Origin of the sequence: Amycolatopsis iheyensis (assembly GCF_024703995.1) — a bacterium.
Taxonomy (GTDB): Bacteria; Actinomycetota; Actinomycetes; order Mycobacteriales; family Pseudonocardiaceae; genus Amycolatopsis; species Amycolatopsis iheyensis.
The window spans coordinates 25,979-48,800 of the sequence record NZ_JAMXQV010000036.1 but is presented as its reverse complement, the minus strand read 5'-3'; the positions used below and the strand labels follow the sequence as shown (position 1 = coordinate 48,800).

Annotated in this window: 13 protein-coding genes; 7 read left to right on the top strand and 6 right to left on the bottom strand. The window is 69.3% G+C overall.

The features are described 5' to 3' along the window. The first annotated feature begins 7 nt into the window (after nt 1–7). From M8542_RS44070 to M8542_RS44060, 3 genes are all read left to right on the top strand, one after another. Nucleotides 8–712, top strand: a complete 705-nt coding sequence (locus M8542_RS44070; protein WP_257926369.1) for a DUF6218 family protein — start codon at nt 8–10, stop codon at nt 710–712. Beyond that, the gene (locus M8542_RS44065; protein WP_257926368.1) at nt 709–1,959 is read left to right on the top strand and encodes an exonuclease domain-containing protein; all 1,251 of its coding nucleotides are present in this window, start codon (nt 709–711) and stop codon (nt 1,957–1,959) included. Before M8542_RS44070 ends, M8542_RS44065 begins: the two co-directional genes overlap by 4 nt. A gap of 93 nt (nt 1,960–2,052) precedes the next feature. After that, nucleotides 2,053–2,604, top strand: a complete 552-nt coding sequence (locus M8542_RS44060; RefSeq protein ID WP_257926367.1) for a DM13 domain-containing protein — start codon at nt 2,053–2,055, stop codon at nt 2,602–2,604. Between the two features lie 1,022 nt (nt 2,605–3,626). On the opposite strand, the gene M8542_RS44055 is transcribed toward M8542_RS44060, so the two are convergent. Next, a complete protein-coding gene (locus M8542_RS44055) occupies nt 3,627–3,782 on the bottom strand; it encodes a hypothetical protein (RefSeq protein ID WP_257926366.1) in 156 nt (51 codons plus the stop codon). Between the two features lie 3 nt (nt 3,783–3,785). Here M8542_RS44055 and M8542_RS44050 point away from each other — a divergent pair, with 3 nt between their 5' ends. Beyond that, nucleotides 3,786–4,490, top strand: a complete 705-nt coding sequence (locus tag M8542_RS44050) for a hypothetical protein (RefSeq protein ID WP_257926365.1) — start codon at nt 3,786–3,788, stop codon at nt 4,488–4,490. Nucleotides 4,491–4,544: 54 nt separating this feature from the next. Here M8542_RS44050 and M8542_RS44045 read toward each other — a convergent pair whose 3' ends face one another. The 3 genes from M8542_RS44045 to M8542_RS44035 form a co-directional block, all read right to left on the bottom strand. Continuing rightward, nucleotides 4,545–5,603, bottom strand: a complete 1,059-nt coding sequence (locus M8542_RS44045) for a DUF3644 domain-containing protein (protein ID WP_257926364.1) — start codon at nt 5,601–5,603, stop codon at nt 4,545–4,547. Between the two features lie 85 nt (nt 5,604–5,688). After that, nucleotides 5,689–8,799, bottom strand: coding sequence for an AAA family ATPase (locus M8542_RS44040; RefSeq protein ID WP_257926363.1), 3,111 nt, complete (start codon nt 8,797–8,799; stop codon nt 5,689–5,691). Between the two features lie 5 nt (nt 8,800–8,804). Then, nucleotides 8,805–10,127, bottom strand: coding sequence for a metallophosphoesterase family protein (locus tag M8542_RS44035; protein WP_257926362.1), 1,323 nt, complete (start codon nt 10,125–10,127; stop codon nt 8,805–8,807). A 122-nt stretch (nt 10,128–10,249) separates the two neighbouring features. Here M8542_RS44035 and M8542_RS44030 point away from each other — a divergent pair, with 122 nt between their 5' ends. Genes M8542_RS44030 through M8542_RS44020 form a run of 3 tightly spaced genes read left to right on the top strand, consistent with a single transcriptional unit; the run spans nt 10,250 to nt 14,082 of the window. Continuing rightward, nucleotides 10,250–11,101, top strand: a complete 852-nt coding sequence (locus tag M8542_RS44030) for a hypothetical protein (protein WP_257926361.1) — start codon at nt 10,250–10,252, stop codon at nt 11,099–11,101. Nucleotides 11,102–11,150: 49 nt separating this feature from the next. Beyond that, on the top strand, nt 11,151–12,746 hold the full coding sequence (locus M8542_RS44025; protein ID WP_257926360.1) for a hypothetical protein: 1,596 nt from the start codon (nt 11,151–11,153) through the stop codon (nt 12,744–12,746). After that, nucleotides 12,736–14,082, top strand: coding sequence for an AAA domain-containing protein (locus M8542_RS44020; protein WP_257926359.1), 1,347 nt, complete (start codon nt 12,736–12,738; stop codon nt 14,080–14,082). The genes M8542_RS44025 and M8542_RS44020 overlap by 11 nt, the downstream gene beginning before the upstream one ends. Before the next feature lie 63 nt (nt 14,083–14,145). On the opposite strand, the gene M8542_RS44015 is transcribed toward M8542_RS44020, so the two are convergent. Together M8542_RS44015 and M8542_RS44010 are read right to left on the bottom strand one after the other, a co-directional pair. Then, on the bottom strand, nt 14,146–16,353 hold the full coding sequence (locus M8542_RS44015; protein ID WP_257926358.1) for an MBL fold metallo-hydrolase: 2,208 nt from the start codon (nt 16,351–16,353) through the stop codon (nt 14,146–14,148). After that, a complete protein-coding gene (locus M8542_RS44010) occupies nt 16,350–22,559 on the bottom strand; it encodes a hypothetical protein (protein ID WP_257926357.1) in 6,210 nt (2,069 codons plus the stop codon). The genes M8542_RS44015 and M8542_RS44010 overlap by 4 nt, the downstream gene beginning before the upstream one ends. Nucleotides 22,560–22,822: the final 263 nt, after the last annotated feature.

Sequence of the window (22,822 nt, the reverse complement as noted above, 5' to 3'; positions counted from 1 at the left end):
GCGCTCGGTGACGGACCCGGCAACGGTGGAACCACTCGAGGAATTGACAGCGTTGTGGGCACCGGGAAGTGCTGTGCTGTGCGTGGGTGGCGGCGACGACGGGGTCGAGTCGCTGGCCACCTGGCACGTCAGCCCGGCTGGCGATCCGACGGGCGCGTGGATCTACCCCGCCGACGACGTGTTCGGCTCCCAGGAGGCCGCACGACGAGTCCTGTCCTTCGTCGAACGTCGTGCCATCGCAGCCGTCCACCCGGAGCGCCTGCAGGAGTGGCTCGACCGGCTGACGACAACGGCGAAGGTGGACGTCGAGGACAGCTGGTGGAAGCGGCAGCTGTTCTCGCCCGTGGACGCGTTCCACGAGACGACCCGCCGACGGCGGCAGTACGTCGTCACAGTCGAAGCCGCGCGCGAGAACAACAAGACGATCACCCCTCTGGAATGGACCCACGACCTTCCCGATGACGCCGAGGTCGAGGACATCGCGTCCCTGCAGCGCACCGCCGGCATCTCTAGCGCGCCCGGCGCGCCCGTCGTGTCCGAGATCCTGCCGATCACCCGCGCGCTGAGGTGGCTGGTGTCCCTCTGGGCGGAGACCGAGCAGGTCAAGAACCGGCGCCGCTACGTGCGAGCCGAACACGGGGATCCCGACCCGCTACCGCCCCAGTGGCTGGCCGCGGTCCAGTCCGCCAAGACCAACCGGCTGCCGCTGTGAAGACCTCACACGGCTACGCCGTCATCGACACCGAGACCACCGGCATCCTCACCGGCTGGCACCACCGCATCGCCGAGATCGCCGTCGTCCACGTGGATCCCCGCGGCACTATCACCGACGAGTGGGTGACGCTCGTCAACCCGGACCGCGACCTCGGCCCGCAAGCGATCCACGGCATCCGCGCATCCGACGCACGCCGAGCACCCCGGTTCGAGCAGCTCGCCGGCGACCTCGTCGAGCGCCTGAGCGGGCGTGTGGTGGTGGCGCACAACTGGACTTTCGACGCGATGCACCTCCGTGCCGAGTTCGGCCGGCTGGGTGTCGACACGCCGTTCGAACCCGAAGCCGGCCTGTGCACCATGCGCGCCGCGGGCCGGGCACGGCTGAGCTCCGGACGGTCCCTGGCCGACTGCTGCGCGGCCGCCGGGTTGCCCGATCGTGCTTGGCACACCGCCCTCGACGACGCACGCGGAGCGGCCGAGCTGCTCAGGTTCCTCCTGCGGCACGCACCGAGCGCCGTGGGTGTCACCGGCGCCCAGCTGCACGCCGCGAACTGGGCTTGGCCACACCTGGACCGGCGGCACACCCCGGCTGTGCACCGCACGGCGGTCGAACACGTCGAACCTCATTTTCTGGCCAGGCTCGTCGAGCGGATGCCGCGGGACGGCGAACCGGCCGTCGACGCCTACTACGCGATGCTCGACGACGCCTTGCTCGACCGCCAGATCTCCGCCACCGAAGGCGACGCGCTCGTCGAGATCGCCCACGACCTTGGGCTGCACAAGAACGAAGTGGTGGCCCTGCACCTGAGCTACCTGCGCGATCTGGCCCGCGAGGCCTGGGCCGACCAGGTCGTCACCGGCGAAGAGCGCAGCGACCTGCTCACCGTGGCCACCCTTCTGGCCCTGGACCCGGCAATCGTCGAAGCCATCCTCGACGAGGAACGCGACGCCGTGCGAGAACCGGCGCCCGGGCAGGAACGCAAGGTCGGCGGCTTGGTCCTGCGACCGGGTGACAAGGTGGTGCTCACCGGCGAGATGAAGCGCGAACGCGCCGACATAGCCGCCGAAGCCACCGCGGCGGGGATCCGCGTCACCGGATCGGTCAGCAAGCAGACGCGCGCGCTCGCCGCGGCCGACCCGGACTCCATGTCGGGCAAGGCCAAACGAGCCCGCGAATGCGGAGTACCGGTCGTTTCCGAGGACGCTTTCCTGAAGGCGCTCGCGGACCTCGGATCTTGCCGATGACCACCGTAAGCAGTCGGTAACCGCGCGGCCCAGCGTGACTGGGTGATTCGTCCGCTTCAATGAAGCATCAGCAGACGAAAGCGGAGGAATGAGATGACCCGCGCACAGCGCCTGCTCGCCCGGCCGTGGGCTCTGAGCATCCTGGTAGCGGCTCTGGTGGCCGTCGCGGCAGGCTTGTACTGGTTTCAGCCGTGGCAACTCGTGGTGAACGAGACGGTGCAGGAGGACGTTCCGGCCGCCGCACCGCTGCCCTCGCCCGCGTCTCCGTCGTCACCACAGGCGGCACCCGCCGAACTCGCAACCGGGACACTGATCAGCCACGAGCACCAGACCACCGGCACCGTCCGAATCCTGCGGGCGGCCGACGGATCACTCGTGCTGCGCCTGGAGAACCTCGACACCAGCAGCGGCCCGGACGTGCACGTCTGGCTCACCGACGCACCGGTGAAACCGGGCAAGGACGGCTGGAACGTGTTCGACGACGGCAGGTACCTCGACACGGGCAAACTCAAGGGCAACAAGGGAAACCAGAATTACCCGCTGCCCGTGGGCACGGATCTGAGCGCCTACACGAGCGTGAGCATCTGGTGTGACCGCTTCGACGTTTCCTTCGGCGCGGCGGAGCTGTCCAGACAACCGGCCTGACACCGCCGACGCCATCGAGCCGCAGAGCGTCGACACCGACCGCCGTCGTCCAGTCCGCGCCGCGGACAGTTCTCCCCCACCGCCGCCGGAGGACACCTGACCTTCAGACGCTGCTCATCGGATCTCAACGCAAGCCGAGCACAGCTTGCAGCAGCAGATCTCAGCCGAAACGGAAGCGGAGGAGGAGGGTGGGAACAAAGGTGTCGGTTGGAGGACGATGACCGCGATCTGGATCGCGACCACGGTGGTGGTCACCCACCAGAACGCGGCGCTCGCGAGGACATCGCCCGGACGGAGCGCCTTCGGCGCGCTGGTTCCCAGCATGACCTGGCGGCCATGCGTGCCGGGGGAACATGTCGGCATTGTTCAACGCCACGAAATTGCTCGTGGAGCTGGGCAACCGCAGCGCCGAGCGGCAGGCGCGAACGCGCAGCCGGCACCAAGGCCGACGATCCACCACGGTCAGGTCGGATTGATTTCCTGCCGGCAGAACAGCTCGTACGGGTGTGCGCCCTGATGAGCACGGAGACAGCGACGGGCCGCTGCCCGTCGCTGTAGATCGTGCGCAACTGCCGGATCACCGGCGTCCCCTCGGGCAGCTGAAGGGTCTCGACTTCCTCGACCGTCGGCGACCGGTCCGACGGTCGACCAGCCCCTTCCCCACGCCCGCCGCGACCATCACTTGGCTCGACGAGGTAGCAACAGCTGGCGAAGCTCCAGGTCACCACCGTTGCTGTCGACGTAGCGCCAGCATGCCGGCGAGCGCGGCGAAGGAACGCCTGCGAGTCGTGGCTGAACAAGCTAGTTGGATTCTCGGGCCGACTGCATCGATGCTCTCGCCGGGCCGAACTACTGCTTCCGACCACCCTTGCGCGGCACCTTCCCGGCCCGCGCCAGCTGCCGGACTTTTCTGCCAAGGAGATCGCCCGGGCTAGACTCCGGTTCACTCCTCACGCCCGTGCACAGGACTTCGTCCAACCCGTCCGGCCGTACCCCAACCGCGATCGCCTTCCCGTTATGACTCAGACCTCCAGGACGACGATTCCTTGCGCGGTCCCCACCACCAGGTTGCCGGAATCGGTGAAGACCAACCCTCTGATTTCCGCGTCGAGGTGAATGGTCCGCCGTGCGCCGCTGTCGGCGGTGAGTTCGACGATGTTCAAGCGCCCCAGCGCCAAGCCGTGCTCCTCGAACTGGCACCGGACCCGCAGGTTCGCACCGGTCTGCCTGGTTACGCTGCTGACCGCGGCCTACATGTTCGTGCTGCTGGCGGGCCTGCCGGGACCTCGCTGCTGACGTCCGGAGTACCGCCGACCGCGCTCCTTCCAGTGATCCAGCACGGCAGTTACCTCTTCGGTATCGAAGGCTCGGTGTTGGCGGTGGGGGCACTCGCCGCTCTGGCCCTGCTACTTGTCATATATCGGGATGGGAGTTCCTCTCCCAGCGGCGACGAAACCGACCGGGAAGTCACCCGCGGCGCGGCCGTGACCCTAACTGCCGGAGCTCTGACCGCGGGTGCGTTCCTACTTTTCGGTTACGACGACATCTACCGTGTCTTCAATTCCACCGGCCACTTTTCAGCACTGTTCTGGACACTTCATCTGGTGGGTTTGTTCGCCCCGATCGTGTGGGCCGTCGTGCGCACTCACCATGACATCGGCTCCCGGCGCAAGTGGCGCCCGGTCTCGCTGCCGAAACTGGTCATGAAGTATCCTGCGCAATTCGCTGTTTCCTGGCTATTTCTGGTTCCGACTGTGTCGTTCTTGCTGGCATCACACTTCGTCTACCCCTCGTCCCGGCTGTCGGCCGGCATTTCGACGACGGTGTGCGCGGTCTGGTCGGGCCTCTCGATGGGCGGCCTCCTCATGTACGAGCGAAAGGCCTGACGTCCCTGGTCCGCCGGTGAACGCACAGCACCGCGCGCGGATCGAGCAGGACGTTCAGGCTGGTCGCAAACCGCGGTACTCCTGCCACCAGGTCTCGGCGGGCTTCTCGTCAAGCGCGTCCTTCAGTCGCTCCAAGGCGTACCTCGAGTAGCACCAGGTGCTGATGATGAGCTTGGCGTAGTCGTCGTTCTCCTTGATGGCCAGCAGTTTGATCAGGGCGGTGGTCTGGTTGGTGGTGATGCCGAGCTTCTTGCGGAGCGAGGTAAACCGCAGGTTGTAGTAGTCGAGTTCGGCCACTCGCTTCACCGCGACGACGCTCGATCCCGCGTCCCCCTCGGGCACCAGGGTGACCGGAACGCCTTCCTTCTTCACGATCCTGAGGTTGATCGTCGGCCCCGAGCCTTCGGTGACGAACCTGACCGCGGCGATCCCGGGGAAGAGCGTGTCGAGGTCGGTGACCCCGCTCGCGATCCGCCGGCCGATCTCCCGCAACGTGCCTTCGCCGGGCTGGAGCTTCTCCCCCTGCATCGCGCCGTCCACGATCGACAGCACGCGAAGCCTCGCCGTCACCTCGGCGCCGCGGCGCTTACCCGGCTGCAGGAGGCGCGCGACCTCGCGGATCTCCTCCGTGAAGAGTGCGATGGGGTCGAGCGGCGCGATCGTCGCGATCGGCAGGACGCGGTCGGGGAGGACGTCGCACAGTTCCTCACCGAAGACGTGCTTCAGGAGGTCCCGGTACAGCGTGATCCCGGACTGGGCCTGCAGGTAAAGGTGTCCTTCACTGATGTCCAGCAGGTGGTGCTGCGCCGCGTCGCGAAGACCGTTGATCGACTGCAGGGTCAACGCCTGCTCCTCGGAGAGGAACTGGATCTTCCCGGTCGAAAGGGCGCGCCGGACACACTGGTCGAAGCCGATGGTGTTCTTTTCGCCCGGGTCCCGGATCCGCCCGCCGCGGTGCAGGATCGCCGCCTTCAGGAGCATCTCGAACGAGTGGTCCAGCAACATCAGGACCGCGTCGGTCCGGCCGATGTCCCACGGCCGGTTGAAGTGGTCGATGCTCAGGGTCAGCGAGTTCAGCGCCTTTTCCTTGAGTAGACGAGCTTCTTTCCGCACGGCGCACCTCCTCCTTCTTACTGGGCCAGTGGCTGCAGCCCGCTGGCTAGGTCGGCCTGCACGAGTTCGTCGCGCTCGGCCACGGTCAGCCAGCGCGCCGCCGAGCCGCCGGGCCGCGTTCGACCCACAGGACGTCGTCGACCGCTTCCGCGACGGCGTGCAGGTGGCTGATCACCATGACGAGGCGGTCGCTGCCCGCCCGCTCGCGCAGGACGTCGAGAGCGGCTTGCAGTGCCGCGGTGTCTAGGGCCGCGAAGCCTTCGTCGAGGAAGAGCGCGCCGAGCCGGGGGCCACTGCGGGAGTGCAGTTCCGCCAGCGCCAGCGCCAGCGCGAGCGACGCCAGGAACTTCTCGCCGCCGGAGAGCCGGTTCGGGGTGTGGGTGACGCGGGAGCTGCGACTGATGATCTCGAAGCCTTCGGCGAAGCCGAACCGCTGGTCGGTCAGCTGTCCGAGCAGGTGGCTGGCGACGCCGAGAAGTGCCTGGGTGTTCAGCCCGGTCAGGTGGCGGAGGAACTTGGCGTCGACGAGCTCGCTGCGCAGGACTTCGAGCGCGTCGAGACGGGCCCGACCGGCCGCAATGGCGAAGTCGAGGTCGGCGGCGGGCTTGATCTGGGCCTGAGCCGTCGCCTCCTGGACGCGCTCGGCTTTGGCCTTGTCGCCGGATGTCGCGCAAGCAGCGATGAGGGGATGCAGCGCATGGGGGCCGGTCAAGTCGGCGTCCGGGTCGAACCCGTCGACGTCGGCCAACGCCGCGGCGTACTCGCCGAGACGCGCCTTCGCGTCCTTGGCGCGAACCTCGTGGGCAGCACCGACGTCGACCAGCTCGCGGGACAACGTCGCGACGGCGTCCGCCAGCGTCGCTGCGAACGTCCGGATCTCGGCGATTCCCGATGCCTCGGGGACTTGCGGAACCAGATCCGCGTAACGGCCGTCGAGGTGAACGACCGCCTCGGCGGCGGTGTTCGCCCAGCCGGTCAGGCGGCCGCGCAGTGCGTTCAGCGGCTCTTCCACCTCGGCCCGGTACTCTTGGTCGAGGGCGCGCTCCTCCAGGAGGACCGCGGCCGTCTCCCCGTGGGCCTTTTCCCGGGCGCGCCGCAGGCCCTGGAGCTCCTCTGACCGGCCGGCGATCGCGGCGGCCGCAGCACGCACCCCGTCGACGCTGACGTCGATCGCGTTGTCCGGCAAGAGGGCCCGTACCCGGTCGGGCAAGGCTCGAATGCCGGAGGTCGTGCGGTCCACGGCGAGAGTGTGCTGAGCAGCAGCCGATTTCACGTCGTCGATCGCGTTCTCGAGGGTGCTCTTGCGGCCGTCCAGCGCCCTGCGGTCTGCTCGGATCGTCGCGGTGCGGCCGATCGCGTCGGCCCCCAGCCGCTCGGCGCGGTCGGCTGCGGCCGATTCACAGGCGGAGAGCGCGAGGATGACGGGTCGGGTGAGTTCTCCGGCATCGGGCGGGCTGTCGTCCGTGTGCGTGGCCAAGGCCGTGGTGGCCGTGGTCAGCGTCGCCGACGCGGTTTCGGCGTCGAAGGTTCCCTCGGCTTCATCCACGAATACGGTCAGTCCGGCGAGGACCTGGACTGCCTCGGCAAGAGCCTGGTCCGCCGCGCCCTGGGCCTCCCGGTGTTCTTCTGCGTGGCGGGCCACCGACTTTTCGTTCTCAGCGACCGCCGCGCGCGCGAGGGCAAGCCTGTCGGCGACGTCTTTTCGCTGGACTTTCGCCTTGAGCGCGAGGTCGTTCGCGGCCCGGACCTCGGCCGTGCTCGTCGAGGCGGAAGGCTCGAAGTCTTCGGGCAGCCGCCGCCGACAGACTGGGCAGTCTTCGCCCGGGTGCGCTTCGGCAGCGACGCCAGCCGCCCGATCGAGCAGTTGAAGGGCGCCAGCTCGTTCTTCGGCGGCGGTGAGATCGGCTTCGGCCGTAGCGAGTGCCCCGGCGAGCGGGGCGACGACCCCGCGGGCGGAATCGAGTTCGTCAGCGGCGACGCGACCGGCTCGGGCCGCCCGGGCGACCTGCTGAGCCGCCGCCGTGGCCGCCGCGACTCGGGCGCGCGCGATGTCGCTCTCGACCTTGAGCCGCTTGCTCGCGCGGGCGGCGACCCCCGCGGCCTTGGTCAGGGGTTCGGCCTGCTTCGCGCGCTCCGACAGGTCGTCTTCGACCGCTGTGATGGCCTCGGATTCGGTGGCAAGTGCGTCTTCGCGCACGGCGATGCGATCGCGGTCGGCCCGATGGCCTTCCGCGTCGGCTGCGAGTGTTCCGACGACCGCGGCGGCTTTCGCGAGCGCGTCCTGGCCTTCGCCACGCTCGTCGGCTTCCTTGATCTGCACGCTCAGCGCTGCGTCTTGCCCGGCGGCCGCCTCGGCGCGCTGTTCCAGGGCTTCGCGGCGGACGGCGAAGCCAACGGCGGCGGTCTCGAGCGTGGCCAGGGCGGACACGGCGTCGGGCACCGCGGCCCCGGCTATGGACCGCGCGGCCCGATCGACGGCGGCCGCGGCGCCGGCGGCGCCGAGCGCCTCGTCCCGCAGGTCGGTGATGGCCGCGACGGCCGCGTTCAGGCGCTTGACGGTCATCTCCGCGGCGGCGGCCGCCGCACCGGCCGCCGCCGCGACGTTCGCCGGATCATCCGGTATGCGATCCCGCTTGCGCGTCGCTTCCGCGAGGAGGTCCTTGAGGTTGTCGCGGTGACGGGCGGCGAGCCGCTGCACGGTCTCGAGAGTGTCGGTACCGAAGAGTTCCCGCAGCCGCGCGGTGCGCTCCTTATCGGCGGCCGTGAGCAGCTGATCGAATTTCCCCTGGGGCAGCAGCCCGACCCGCAAGAAGGTCTCGTAGCCCATCTGCAGCACGGCCCGGATGCGGGCGTCGACCAGACCCGCGCCATCGCTCTCCTCGCCGGTGTCGAGGTTGGTCAGGTGGTTCCGCCCGGCGTTCGGGTTGGCCGCGTGGAACGTGCGGTCCACGCACCAGCGCTGTCCGTTCTGCAAGAAGGTGAACGTGACGCGCATGGCCTGGGCGCCGTCGGCGACGAGCAGCCGGATCTCCCTGCCGTCCCAGGAACTCTTGCGGAACAGGGCGTATGTGATGGCGTCCAGCAAGCTGCTCTTGCCGGCCCCGGTGTCGCCCAGCACGGCGGCGAGGGTCTTCCCGGTGAAGTCGACGGTGACCGGGTTCGGGTAGCTGCGGAAACCCACCAGTTCCAGCTTCACGGGCATCATCTCGCGACCTCCGACCGGTGGGTTGCGGCGCTGGTCAACAGACCGGCCCGGCCGATGCCGTCGAGGTCCTCTCCCGCGATGGCCGCAGCGAGCAGGTTCTCCTCGGCGAATTGCGCCGGCGCCGCGGGATCCGGTTCGGCCTGCAGGTCCGCGAAGGTCGCCATCACGTGGTCCAGCGCGGGTCCGGCGGTGCCCCGCCTGGGGAGGTACTCGCGCAGCAGGTCCTCGACACCCGGAAGGTCTGCGGTGGAGGCCGTGCGGTCCAGTACCCGGTTTTCCGCGCCGGGCCAGCGTTCTTCGATGCCGACGATCGTCGCGTCCGGCAGCATCCCGCCGAGCGTCTCCGCCAAGGACGTGGTCGGGGCTTCGACGTCGACCAGAACTTTCACCCAAGCATCGCCGACGCGCCCGGCCTGCTGCGCGATTTCTTCCAGCGTCCCGGTCAGCTGGACCAGGCGGCGGCCGGAAGTCAGCGGTTCGAACTCGATCCGCGGCGGCTTGCCCGGCTCGATCTTGACCAGGACGACGCTCTTGGTGTCATGCGACTCGCCGAAGTCCAGCTGCAGCGGGCTTCCCGCGTAGCAGGCGGGAAAGCCGGCACGGCCGACGAGCTGCGGCTTGTGGATGTGACCGAGCGCGCCGTAGTCGACGGCGGGCAGGTCGGCGGCACCGGCGGCGTAGTCCGAGGAGATGGAGACCTTCCGCTCGGAGTAGGACGGCGTCGCCCCTTCGACAAACAAGTGGGCGGCGAAGACGAGGACGTCACGCGGGCCCCGGCCGTCGGCCAGGCGGCCGTAGACTTCGGCCTGGACGGTGCGGATCCGCTCGGCGTAGGTCGCGGTCGCAGCGGCGGGATCGGTGAAGTCGTAGGCGAACCGGTTCGGGTGCAGGTACGGCAGTGCTCCGACGCGCAGGGTCAGTTCGCCGTCGGCGGCCGGGTACTCGGCGATCAGGAGCCCGTCCGACCGCGCGTCGGTGGCGAAGCGCACCCGGACCTGGCCACCTGTTCGAGTGCCCATGTCGGTGAGCAGGTAGTCGACGAATCCCAGCACGTAGGGGGTGTCGTGGTTGCCGGCCACCACGACCACCGGCGCGATGTCGCCGAGCCGCCGCAGCGCGTACGCGGCGCGGCGCATGTCGTCCAGACTCGGCCGGGGCCCGTCGAACAGGTCACCACTGTGCACGATCAGGTCGGGCCGGAACTCCGCGGCGATCTCGACGATCTCGTCCAGGACCGCCTTGAACTCGGCGTCGCGCCGGCGGTGGCCGATCTGGCGGCCGAGGTGCCAGTCGGAGGTGTGGAGCACGCGTCCCGTCACGGAAGCCTCCCTGGGGAGTAACAGCGGCAGCCGAGACCGCGTCTGTGGGTGTGACACTCGCCATCGTACACGACTTCTCGGGAAAAGTCTGGAACACTCTGGAAGTCTGGTAGGCTTCGATTATGAGCGATCCGCTGGATTCACTGGAGGACACCATCGCCCAACTGCGACGCGCGATCCGCGACGCGGCGGCTGAGGGTGACAGCGAGCGGGTCGGCGAGCTGCGGGCTCGGCTGCGCCGCACCGAACGGGCCTGGAGCGCCCTCGTCGACACCGGTGATCCGGCCGCCGACCCAGTGGCTACCGAGCAAACCGACGTCCCCCCGGGCCCACCTCTCAGCCGGGGTGCGATGCTCCCGGCGCGCGAGCACGCACACCGGGCACTGATGCTGCTGCGGACCCCGGCGGCCCCCAAGCTCATCGTCGGCGTCCACGAGGCGTTCTTCCCCGGCGATCTGTCCACGGCGAAGCTCTCGAGCCTGCGCCGGGACGAAGAACGCTCCTATCGCGCCGCACCCGGCGCCAGACCGTATTACCTGTGCCCCGCCCTGACGCACGACCTGCTGTCCCCGGCGCGAGCACTCGTCACGATCAGCACGTGGCCGCTGGAGCAGCGGATCATCGGCCCGCTGTCGCCACGCACCTCCTTCCTTACTGGCGCCATCCACGTGGCCGAGGCGATCCGCACCATCACCGATTCGCCGGGCGCCGCACCAAGCCCAACGGCGTTGCGCTTGCTCTGGCGCTTCGCCGTGAACATCCCCGGCGCAACGAGCACGAAGCCGGCCACCGGCAGCACGCCGGTACCGAATCAGGTGATCGACGCGGCGCACGCCGAACTGGACGTGCACGCCGAGGCCGACCACGCCACCCGGACCGCATCCGCCCGGCGAGCACGCAAGCAGCTCACCGAGGAGCAGCAGCTGTTCGGCGCGCCGCTGCGCGACGTCACCCGTCGTCAGACCGAAGCTTGACCCCGAGCTCCATCGCACCCCATCGCACCACCGCAAGGAACCGAAACCCGTGACCACCTCTCCCGATCAGCGCCTGGACGCGCTACGCGGTAGCGCACCCCGGAAGCGCCACGACGCGCGAACCTTGGCCGCGCTGGAGAACAACCCCCGCTGCGCGCTCCGAGCCGTGCTGGATGCCGCCGGCTCCGACAAGGCCGCGATCGCCGCCCACGCCGGCTTTCCGGCCCCCTTCGGCCAGTCTCGCTTCGCCATCGTGCGCGGCAACGTGTTCGAGGCGATGGTGAAAGCCGACGGCTGCGCAGAGCTGCTCCGCGTCCTGCGCGAAACCCTCGAACTCACCCTGCCGGAGGTGGGGTACCAGGACCTCAACGACGTCGGCGGGGACATCTGTCGTGGGAACCGCGAAGAACTCTCTCGCGGCGACGAACGACGCTTCCGCTACACCACCGCTCCGCAGCTCCTGGTGCCCAACACCCGTGGGATCAAGGCGCTGGGCGACCTGGGCCGCATGTGCCGGTTCCGCCGCACGACCGGCCCGTACCCGGTGCCCGAAGTCGTGCCAGAGTTCGGGAAGTGGCTGACGTTCTTCGTCGACACGGCCGAGCAGGCGGGCACCTCGATGCTGTTGCCGGTCACCGGCCTGCTCAGCGAGCACTGGGCCACCGGCCAGAGCGCGCTCGAAGACCAGAACCTGGCCTCGATCATGGCCTGGATCTCACCCCCGGCCGGGCAGACCGTTGAGCAGGCCATGGCCGATGCCGAGAACCCCGCGGTGTGCCCGCCCGCGGGGCCGGCGACGTCGCCGGACTTCGACAACACCTACCTCGCGCCCGCGATGCGGCGGTTCGACACCGCGCGGGCGGTCGGGAATCAGCAGGCGCTGGCCGGCGCCCAGGAAGACCTGCGAGAGCTGATCTCCGAGCAGATCAACCCGACCTGGCGGCTGATGTGGGACGCCATCTCGCTGCTGCGCGCAGTCCCCGAGGCACGGCGGGCGGCCGTGCGTTTCGACCGCGACCGCGACTCCTTCACGAACTACTCCGACTACCTGGCCACCGATGACGCCCGGCCGCAGCCCAAGCGGGACGGCGCGATCGGCGCCGCGCGGCGGCTGAGCCGGCTGGAACGCGCACAGGCCGACTTCGAGGCAGACATGGCCTTCGACGACCCGTACGTCCGGGCCGACCAGCGGAGTATCGGCGAAGCATTCGCCGGAACGATCGTGGACGCCGAACCCGGCCGCGTTGTCACGACCGCGAGGAACCGGCGGGTGCCCAGGCCCCGGCTCCTCGTGCGCACCCTCGATCCCGTCCGGCTGGCCGACGACACCAAGCTGATCAGCCCGACGATGCCGCCCGGGCACAAGGCCGAGATCGTGTCCACCATCCGTGACGGCGAGGCGAGCCTGGTCACGGTGGAGGTCACCGGCGGCATGGGCAGCCGCGGCACCCCGAAGCCGGACAGTGTGCCGGCCATCGGGCAGCACGTCGCGTACCTGCCCGACCGCGGCTGGCGCCCCGCCCCGGTGTTCCCGGACCGCGACTACATCCCGTGGACGCACGCCGGTGACCCGGAGGATGCCGAGTCCGTCGACCCGGTGACAGCCGACCGAGACGCCACCGAGGAGTGGGGCGATGACCGCTGACGACCACGCCGGCTCCGACCCGGCCGCAGCCGCCGAAGCGGCGACCACCGCGATCCTGGCCGACCTCGCACGAGCCGACCGCCGGGCGGTCGTCGTCGATTCACCGCCCGGCGCCGGAAAGAGCACGCTGGTGGTCCGGGCCGCGGGCGAGCTCGTCGCGGGTGGCGAGCGCCCGATCGTCGTCGCCCAGACGAACAACCAGGTCGACGACCTGGTCGCCGGTCTGGCCGGGGCGCACCCGGACACCACGATCGGTCGGCTGAGCGCGTCCGGCTACACCGCGCCGCCGACCATCGACTCCCTCGCCAATGCCGTCGTCGCGACGCGGGTGGCGGACCTGGCCGGCTGCCGGATCGTCGTCGGTACCGCCGCCAAGTGGGCCACCGTCCGTGACGAGGTCTTCGGGTGGGCGATCCTGGACGAGGCATACCAGATGCGCTCGGACGTGCTGCTCCAGACCGTGGAGCGGTTCGAGCGCGGCCTGTTCGTCGGGGACCCCGGTCAGCTGGACCCCTTCACCGTCCTGGACACCGAACGGTGGGTCGGACTGCCCTACGACCCGACCAGCAACGGCGTCACCGTGATGCTGGAACACAACCCCGGAACTCCCGTGCACCGGCTGCCCGTGTCCTGGCGGCTTCCAGCCACCGCCGCCCCGACCGTCTCCCGGGCCTTCTACCCCTTCGCCGGCTTCACCGCAGGCACCGGAGAAGGCGTCCGCGCACTCGACTTCGGCACCGCAGGATTCGGCAGCACGGCCTTGGACGAGACCCTGGCAATGGCCTTCTCGACCGGCTGGGCGCTGCACGAACTCGCCCGCCGCCAAGTTCCGCGGACCGACGCTGAGACGATCCAGGCTGCCGCGGACCTCGCCGTCCGAGCGCTGGACCGCGGCGCGATCGCCGCCTGCGAACGCCACCCCGATGGCCGCGTGCTGGACGCCCGTGACATCGCGATCGGAGTCGCCCACCGCGACCAGGCCGACCTGGTCCGGATAGCGCTCGCCCGCACGGGGCGCCCCCACGCAGCGGGCGTCGCGGTCGACACCGCCAACCGCTTGCAGGGCCGCGAGTTCGAGCTCGTGATCGTCGTGCACCCGCTGTCCGGACGCCGGGACGCCACCGCGTTCCACCTGGAGACCGGGCGGTTGTGCGTGCTGACCTCCCGCCACCGGCAGGCCTGCATCGTCGTCGCCCGCGAGGGCATCTCCGACCTGTTGGACAGCCACCCGTCGACAGACCCCGTGCACCTGTCGGTGCCGGCGAAGTTCCCGGACGGCTGGGAGGCCAACCAGGTCGTGCTGGCCAAGCTCGCCGAGCACCGCGTCGCCGGCTGACTTCCCGGCCGACCGCGACGTCGCCGCGGGTTCCGTTCGGCGGTCGTCGTGGTCGGCCTCGGTTCATTCGGTGAGCTGCCAGCGCCGGGTGGGCACAACGGAAAGTCCCCGGCGAGTCAGGTTATCCGCAAAGTCACGCTGTTTCGACGCGACTCCGTGAACGAGCATCACGTCACGCGCACCTACGTCGGTGATGATCGACGAAAGGCCACGCCGGTCAGCGTGTGCCGACAGTCCGAACTTCGCGACCCGGGCATTCACTTCGAGCTCATCGCGGCCGAGTGCGAACGTGCCCCGCCGGTCGCCTTCGGCCAGCTCGAGCAGTTCGAACCCCGGCGAGTCCTCGTCCTGGTAGCCGGCGATCAGCAACGCCGCATCCGGGTCCGGCAGGATCGACCGGGCCCACGTCACCGCGGGACCGGCCGTCAGCATTCCGGACGTGGTCACCACGACTCCGCGCCGGAACGTGCGCAACAGCTGCTGACGATCACCCGGCCGCACCGCCGACACCTGATCGCCGTAGATCTCCAACGGTCGTGCGCTCCCGGCGGTCTGCTTCTCGTAGATCGTCGCGATCTCCTTGGCCATCCCGTCGATGAGGACCGGGACGTCCGGCAGGCGGTTGCGCAGCGTCAACGCGACTTCTTGCGCCCTTCCGAGAGCGAAAGCCGGCACGAGCACCCGCCCGCCGGCCGCCGCCGAGTCGCCGACGGTTTCGGCCACCATCCGCACGAACTTCTCGACCTCGGCCTCGCGGTTCGAGCCATGGTCCCCGCAGTACGTCGATTCGATCACCAGCAGGTCCGACCCGCGGGCCACCTCTGGTACGACCAGACCCGGCACGCTCGCCTGCTCGAGGTCCGACACGTCTCCGGTGACCGTGATGCGGTTCGGGCCGGCCGACACCACCACGCCAGCCGCACCGAGGATGTGCCCGGCCGGGAACAGCGTGATCGTGACACCGTCGGCGATCTCGACGACCCGGCCGCACCGGACCTCCCGGATGCGGTGCTGGGCGGCGAGCACCTGCGGCTGTCCGTAAGGAGGCTCCGCCAAGGGTTCATCGCGTTGAGCGCAGTCGTCACGGGCTCGCTCGAACACCCGCACCGAGTCGTTCCACATCGTCGGCAGGAGCGCAGCGGTGTCCGGGGTGCAGATCACCGGCAGGTTCGGGTAACGCGCGGTCAGCGCCGGCACGTAGCCGGCGTGGTCGTTGTGCGCGTGCGTGATCACGATCGCGTCGATCCGCCCGGTCAAGGCCACGTCGATGTGTTCCGGTCCGGCGTCGTCCATCGGTTTCCTTGGCCGCATCCCGGCATCGACGAGGAGCCGGACGTCACCGGCGCTCACCAGCATGCAGGAGCCGCCGATGTGGGTGCCGCCGCCCAGCGGCGTCAACACGATCTCGCGCGGCTCGCCGACCCACACCTGCTCGGCCTGTGCTGGCGGCGCAAGTACCCCGTCCAGGATCGCCAGAAGCAGTTCCGGCGTCACTTCGGTCTTGGCGAGCGCCGTGGAAATCCGTGGATCGACTCTGGTCTCCGCCGCTTGCGCGGCACCGACCGCCCCTTCGGCTTCTCGTTCACGCGGGTCGATGTCCACATCGACGACCGAGGCCGGAGCCGGCGGCGGCAAGAGCGCGGCCCGCAACACGGCCGCCGCTGCCGGAACGTCGGTGGCCAGTTTCGCCGCCCGGGCACGTTCGGCGGCCAACTCCGCCCGTAGCGCTTCGCTGACGGCCAGCGACTCGTCCCGATCCTGCTCTGCGGCTTCCAAATCACGACGCAATCGGTCGGTTTCCGTCCGGGCATAGTCGCGTTGTGCCCTCGCCTGGTCACGAGCTGCTCGAACTTCGGCCAGGCGTCGTCCGAACCGTTCCGATCGCCGGATCGCAGCCGGATCCGGTGACCGCTGTCCATCCCCGTTGCCGGACGGAAGTCCACCGCCGACCCGAGCCCTCGTTCGGCCGCGAGGCATTCGAAGCGGCCTCGGGCCCCGCAGCGCCTTCGCCGCCGCGACACTGCCCGCCCCGTCCGCACCCAGCAGTGCCACCAGCCGCGGATGTGTGTCGGCCAGGTCGTCACGGTACTTCCGCGCAAGCTCCGCTCGCAGGGTGGGCACACAGGCGATGAGATCCAGCAGCTTTTCCCGGTTCACCTTGGCGAAACCGGGTACGTCGATCTGCTCCTCGGCGTACATCGGCGATTCCACGGCTGCTCGGGCCGCGTCGAGGATCATGGCATCGAGCAGCTGCGCCGGGGTCTGGCTCATTCGTACCCGCGCTTGGTCGCGGCCACCATGACGGGCTCGAGCTTGAACTCGCCTTCAACAGGTAGCCCGATGACCACTCCCAGGACGCGCAGTACTTCAAGCACGTCCGCCATGCCGTTGTACCCGGCGTCGGCCAGCGCGGCCGAGGTCAGCGCATCCGAACCGGCTTCACCGCTGCCTCCGTGCAGGGTGAGGTAATCCGCCAGAGTGTCCAAGTCGGTCACCTCGTCGGCAACGGTCCGCACGAGGAAGTTCCACGCCTGCATCAGCGTGGTACCGCTGCGCACACCTGACGCTTCGACGAGTTCCCGGGAACGCTTGACGTCCATCGAGTCCGGCCGGACCGCGCGCAGGGGATCGGAACGCAGGCCGGAATCGTTCCTGGTGAGGTCTTCGGCCACCGTGTTCAGCAGGATCGGCCAGCCTCCGGTGATCGCGAGCAGCTCCTCACGCGCGGCGTTGTCCTGGAAGGGCAGGGTCGTGTCGGTCAACCACAGCCGCAGGTCGGTGCGGTCGTAGCGGTGCAGCTCGGTCAGTCCGGAGGACGTGTCCGACTCCCGCGCCGCGACCGGCCAGGTGGCCGCCAGCTCCGGACCGGACACGAGCACGACCCCGAGGGTGCCCCCGGAATGGGTTGCGATCAGCTCTCGTGCCTGCTTCCACGTCGCCGAAGCCGTCTCCGGGGAAGCATTCCTCAGGTCCACTATCATGATCACGTGGCGGCCAGCGGTCGTGAGCATCACCTGCCGGCACACTTTGGCCAGCGTCGCCGGGGTCGCGTTCCGCATGACGCTTTCCCTGTGACCGGACACCGCGTGCCCGTTCTCGTCCTGCAGCGCCTTCAGGCACCGCTCGATGGTCAAGGCGCGCGAACCGACCACCAAGCGGACCTGGCTGCGTGCGGCGAGCAGGTCCGCGATCTGCTGCGACGTCAAGGGCCCCCGGGTCGGCCCGTCGCCGAACACCGGCCGCATCATGCTGCCGTCGAAGCTTTCCGGCAGCTCGATCGACTCGGCTTGATCCAGAACCGCTTCGACTTCTTCCTGCGTACCGAGCAGGTCGAGCACGTTCGGCGTTCGCAGCCGGTACCCGCGGTTGGTGTAGGAAAGCACGCCGAGATCCACGCATTCGTCGAGCAAGGCCCGGAACTCACCGGTGCGGACGTCCTCGGCGGAGAAGCCAGCCGGCCACCACGTCTCGCACTCGGCCCGCAGCTCGCTCGGGGTCATCGTCGTCTCGATCCCGTCTGCGTGGGCGTGCAGTGCGACGCTGTAGGCAATGATCTTGTACCGCGGGTCGAGTTCGAGGGTCCAGTCGAACCGCCTGCGGAACGAAGTCCGCAGGCCGGCATCGGCCCATACGCGCTCGATGTCCTCAGCGTGCACGGTTTGCGGAGGCGCGGTGCCGGGCATCTTGGCGGCCTGCAGATTGCGCAGTAGCTGAGCGGCGAACAGCTGGATGAGGGCGGGCTGGTTGTTCGCCAGCGCAAGCACCCGCGCGGCGTGGTCGTGGTCGTCGAAGTGGTACCCGAGCGCGTGCAGCGGCCGGGTCAGCAGGTCGTAGGCGGCCTGCGGGGCGAGCGGACCGACGCAGATGGGTTCCCCGAAGTGCGCCAGCGGGTGGTTCGCCAGCCGGTCGAACCTGGCCGTCTGGTGCAGCCCGGCGAACACCACCTTCACCGCGCGGCCGGTTCGCTCCATCAGTTCCTTGAAGTGCGTGACGTGGGTGAACATCCCGTTCACCGCCTCGGCGTCACCGTCGAGGAACTTGTCGGACTCGTCCAGCAGAAGCAGTAGCTGCCGGCCAGGGCGGGCCGAGATCCAGGCCTCGACGTGCCGGGTGAGCGCCCCGGCGACATCCCCCGCCGGGATGTCCTGCGGCACGATGTCCCGGGCGGCCAGCAACGGCCACAACGTCGTCCACACCGCGTCGACGGGCACGGCGAGGCCGATCTTGAAGATCGACTCGTAGATCGCGTGCCGGTTGTGCTTGTCGTCGAACTTCCGGGCCGCCTCCAGCAGCAGCGCCGACTTGCCGAGCTGCCGGCCGCCGTACACGATGCACGGGCCCATCATGTCGATGATCTTCGCGCGCTCGTCGCTGCGCCCGTAGAACATCTCCTGCCGGATGCTCGCACCAGGCACGTCCGGGGTGAACGGTGAAGAGGCCGTGAACGGCAGCAAGGTCGACATAGTGATCTCGCGGCTCGGCTCCGGCTGGCACGACAGGTATGCGAACGCGGCGTCGTCGATCACGATCGTCGGCGGCAGCCGCCGGTCGCCGCGGAACAGGCTCGCCAGCTCGCGGCGCGCGATCGCATCGAGCGTGCCGAAGTACAAGACCACGATCGAGTTGTCGCTCGGCTCGTCGCGCAGCATCTCCACGAGCTCGCGCGGGGTGGGGCCGCGCCAGATGCCCAGCAACCGCAAAGAATCGCCCGACGGGCTCATCCCCGACCCGAACGCCGGCACCAGGGCCTTGCCGGAGGTGGCTCGGACACCGTGCAGGTCCAGCCATGAGACGCGGCCGCCGGCGTGCCCACGCCGGGCAGGTGGGTTGGTGGACTTGTCGAACGCGAACCCGATCTGTTCGACAACCGACTTCACGCTGCTGACCCGGGCGTCGAACGAACGGGCCTCCGCCAGCAGCGTCCACTGCTCGATCCGGGCCGCGGACGTCGTTCCCCGGCCGACGTTCTCCAGCTTGATCTTGGCCGAAGCCAGCGACTCGGCGAGCGCATCGGCGGAGATGTCGACGGTCGGCGTGCCGGCCTCCAGCGCCTGCCGCAGCTGGCTCAGCATCGGGTGGACACCGGCACCGATCCCGGGGCGGGTGGCCGCGAACGCGTCGGGAAACGACTTGGAGAAGAGCGACAGATGATCGACGTCGCCCCGTGGACTGGGCAGCCGGCCACCTGACCGAATCGTTTCCACGTACTCCGCCGCGGTGGTCAGGTCACCATCACTGATCCGGCGTTCGATTCGTTCGATGGCGTCGGCTGGCATGCCGGCGGTGTCGAGCGTGTCTCGCGCGGCGGCGATGGCCGCGGTCACCGCCTCGGCCCGCTCCGCCTCGATCGCGTCGAGGTCGTGGAGCATGACGTCGAAGTCGGTACGGGTGCCGCGGCGCCCGGGCTGGCAGGCACTCGCCCTGGTCGTCAGATCGGTCCACTGGTCGACGCTCAACCGGCCGAACAACCGGTCGGAGTCGATGCGCGCTGCGAGCGCGGCGGTGCGCTCGTCGAGCTGGGCGACAGACACGTCGATCGCCTTGTCGCGCGCGGCGGACAGCCGCTGGGCCAGCCGGGGGTTCCGCGGCCGCAGCGTTTCGATCAGCAGCTGAGTACCCACCTGGTCGTGCCGCTGGGCGCGCGCGTCGAACGCCATCCTCCAACCCTGCTCGCCGGCGCGGAGCGCGTCGAACGCGACCACGATGTCCTCCACCTCGATCCCGCGACGCGGCGTCATCGACTGGGTGAGCTCGACCTTGGGGGCGAGGGTGAGCGGTCCGCCGAGGACTCGTTCGCACGGGATCTCCGGCCCGACGACCAGTTCGGTTCCCATCAGCAGGTCCAGCGCGTCGTTCAGCAACGCCAGCCCGGCGTCGGCCGCGGCGTCACGGACCTTGTCGCCGCTGTCGCGCAGCTGCTCCAGCTCCGCGAGCGCTTGCTCGCGCACGGCGGCCACTTTCGCCTGCAGGTCGGCGATCGGGTCGCTCATCCACGTTTCGTCGTCGGAAGGGGCTAGTGGTTCCGTCACGGTGACCCACTCAGAAAGCAGTTCGGTGACTTCGCCGGTCCAGTCGAGCAACGTGGTCCGTGCCCGGGCTTCGATCCGCTTGGCCGCGCGCTTGCCGCTGCGGATGCTCGATGTGGACCTATCGAGCTTCTGCTCGAGATCGCGGGGCGAGCGCAGCTCCGCAATCCGGTTGCGGATGAAGGTCAGGTCACTCGGCGACCGCGACCCCGAAGCGACAATGCTCAGGGGTTTGCCGAGGTAGCCGTCCTCGGGCGCCATCCACATCTGCCACAGGTCGGTTGCCGGGGCGTATTTGATGGTGCGGTTCGGCGCGTTTTTCAGCTTGGTGGCGGCATCTCGGGCGAGAGCGTTGTGTTCGGACGCGGCTTCGGCCGCCTCGACGACCGTGCCGACGTTATGCGAAGTCAGGTGGACCCCAGCATAGATGGCGTTCAGAAGCAACTCGGTCAATTCACCGACAGCACCGCCGGACCGCACCACACTGGTGGTGGCGTCCCGCAGGGGATCGGACGCACCCGCGATGGGGGAAAGCAAGCCAGCTCGCACGGATGCGCCGTACACGAGCATCTGTGCGCCTGGTTGGTCTTTGAGATCGCTCGGTTCGAGGCCGGCCACCGTCGACGCGAACGCTGCCGCGTTGGATCCGGCGGACGTCTTGATCGCACCGGCCAGTGCGGCGAGCCGGTGTGCGGTCTGCAGCGGTGCGCCGACGTCTTCGGCGACTGTCAGCCAGTACGCAAGAGACAGCTCACCGCAACGCAGAAGCTCACTGTAGAGCGCGACCGAACCGGACTCGCCCGGCACGACCGGATCGGCGGAGACGCCAGACCCGTCCGGGATAGCACCGGCAGGCAGCGCACCGGCGGTCGGGCGCGGCACGGGAACGGTGAGGTTGAGTTGCGCGAGAACATCTTCGAGTCCCGGTTCGCTGCGCTGAGCGGCCGGCTGCTCCACGGTCCCCTCTTCTTCGACGGAAACGTCGCTCCCGTTGTCATCGGGGGGCCCCGCATCAGGGTCGGCCACGACTTTCGCGACGTCGACGGTCTCCTCCGGAGCGCCTGCCGTCTTGGGGGCGGCCAGGCCGCCGAGCGTGAAACTGCCGCGATCGTTGATGAACATGAACAGTGGATTCGCCGCCGGGACCGCCGAGCTGACCGTCCGGACGAGTTCCACGGCCCGCTGCGGGTCACTACCGGCGAGCTCGACTAATTCGACGAGCGCGGCCAGGCCGGCGACCGTCTCGGCATCGCTTTCGACGGTCACGTCCCTCGCCAGGGATCGAATCCGCGCGATGTCGGCTGCGACGACCTTCGGTCCGTTCAACGTCGTGAGCCGCCGGACTCGTCCGACTCGGGCGGCGGCCGCATCCACTTCGTCGGCAGTCTTCCGCGCGCGTTGCAAGGCCTGGTCGGCAGTCGCCAAGCTCGTGACCGGCTCATCGTCATCGGTGGCCGCCGCAGCCACGAGCAACTCGGTCAGGTTCGCGAAGAACTCCGCGACCCGGGCCAGGCAGGACGGCTCGGCCGGGACGCCGTCCGCGACCGCACGAACCAACGCAGGCAGGACGTCGCCGGCAATCGCTTGGCGTTCCTGCTCGACCCGCTCCACCTCGGCGGCGAGCTCGGCCAGCGTGGTCGGCTCACTCCTGCCGGAACGTTCCCGGGGCGTTCCGGTGCCCTCCGAAGTCGCTGTTTCCCGGGTGACAGCGTCGAGCTCGTTCTCTTCGTCCAGAGCGGAAGCCACATCGACGAGGGTGGCCAGCGGCACCGGAGCTTCCGGCAGCAATGGATGCCGCTCGCGAACCGTCCGCCACACCTGCCGAGCGGTTTCGGTCTGAGCCGCGTTCCAGAACGCGGGCGGATCGGCGACGAGCCATCCCAGTGCGGCCACTGCCCCGACGCGCCCGGCCCCGAGCATCGATGACCAGGCCGCCGCCCGTACCGTCGGTGTCGACCCGAAGTGCTCGAGGTCGAGCAGATTTTCGTACAGCCTGGTCTTGTGAAGCGATTCGACAAGCCGGCCGAGTTCGTCTGCATCCGCGCCGAGGATCGCGGCGAGCTGGCTCTCCGACAGCTCGCCTGTTGCCGCGGTCACCAGGACAGGTTGGCGGAAGCAATCGCGGAGAACCAGCGCCGCGTGTTCGTCATCAGCGCGGGCAAGCGTGGACCGGACGGTCAAGGCGACATTGGCGAGCGATGCCCCGGCGCGGAGCTTGAGATGCTGGTGAAGGCTGGTCGTCTGGCGGCTGTCGAGCTTCGGGATCTCCCCGACGAGGTCGGCCTGGCTGACAGCGGCAGCGGCCGACTTCGCGATCCGAGCCCGCCGGAGGCTTTGCCGCTCGTCCTCGGCGAGCACAGCACCACGCTCGGCAATCTGCTTGTCGGTGCCGGGCTCGGTGCCAGCGCTCAAGACGACTCCCTCGATCAGCCACCGCTTCGCGGCACGCATCACCGCATACGGTGCGGGCCACGGGGTTGCGGCCCTCCACAGTCACCCCCTGATCGCTCGGCGGCTTCGCGGTGTTTCAGTCCGGAAGGAAGTTTTTCGGAGTGTTGTGCCCATGCCCCCGCTTCCCCGGTGTCCGGAGTGGAACATGGACCGCGAACGTGAACGAGGTCGCAGGGTTTGACGGCCGGGTCCGCGCAGCGCCGGCTTGCCACCGAACTCCCCCCTCCCGGGCCGCGGAACCATTCGCAGCGATCCACAACCGG

What these genes read in the sequence shown, in the direction of transcription:
- M8542_RS44060 (WP_257926367.1), top strand. Translation starts at nt 2,053, where the DNA reads ATGACCCGCGCACAGCGCCTGCTCGCCCGGCCGTGGGCTCTGAGCATC.
- M8542_RS44030 (WP_257926361.1), top strand. Translation starts at nt 10,250, where the DNA reads ATGAGCGATCCGCTGGATTCACTGGAGGACACCATCGCCCAACTGCGA.
- M8542_RS44020 (WP_257926359.1), top strand. Translation starts at nt 12,736, where the DNA reads ATGACCGCTGACGACCACGCCGGCTCCGACCCGGCCGCAGCCGCCGAA.
- M8542_RS44015 (WP_257926358.1), bottom strand. Translation starts at nt 16,353, where the DNA reads ATGAGCCAGACCCCGGCGCAGCTGCTCGATGCCATGATCCTCGACGCG.
- M8542_RS44010 (WP_257926357.1), bottom strand. Translation starts at nt 22,559, where the DNA reads ATGCGTGCCGCGAAGCGGTGGCTGATCGAGGGAGTCGTCTTGAGCGCT.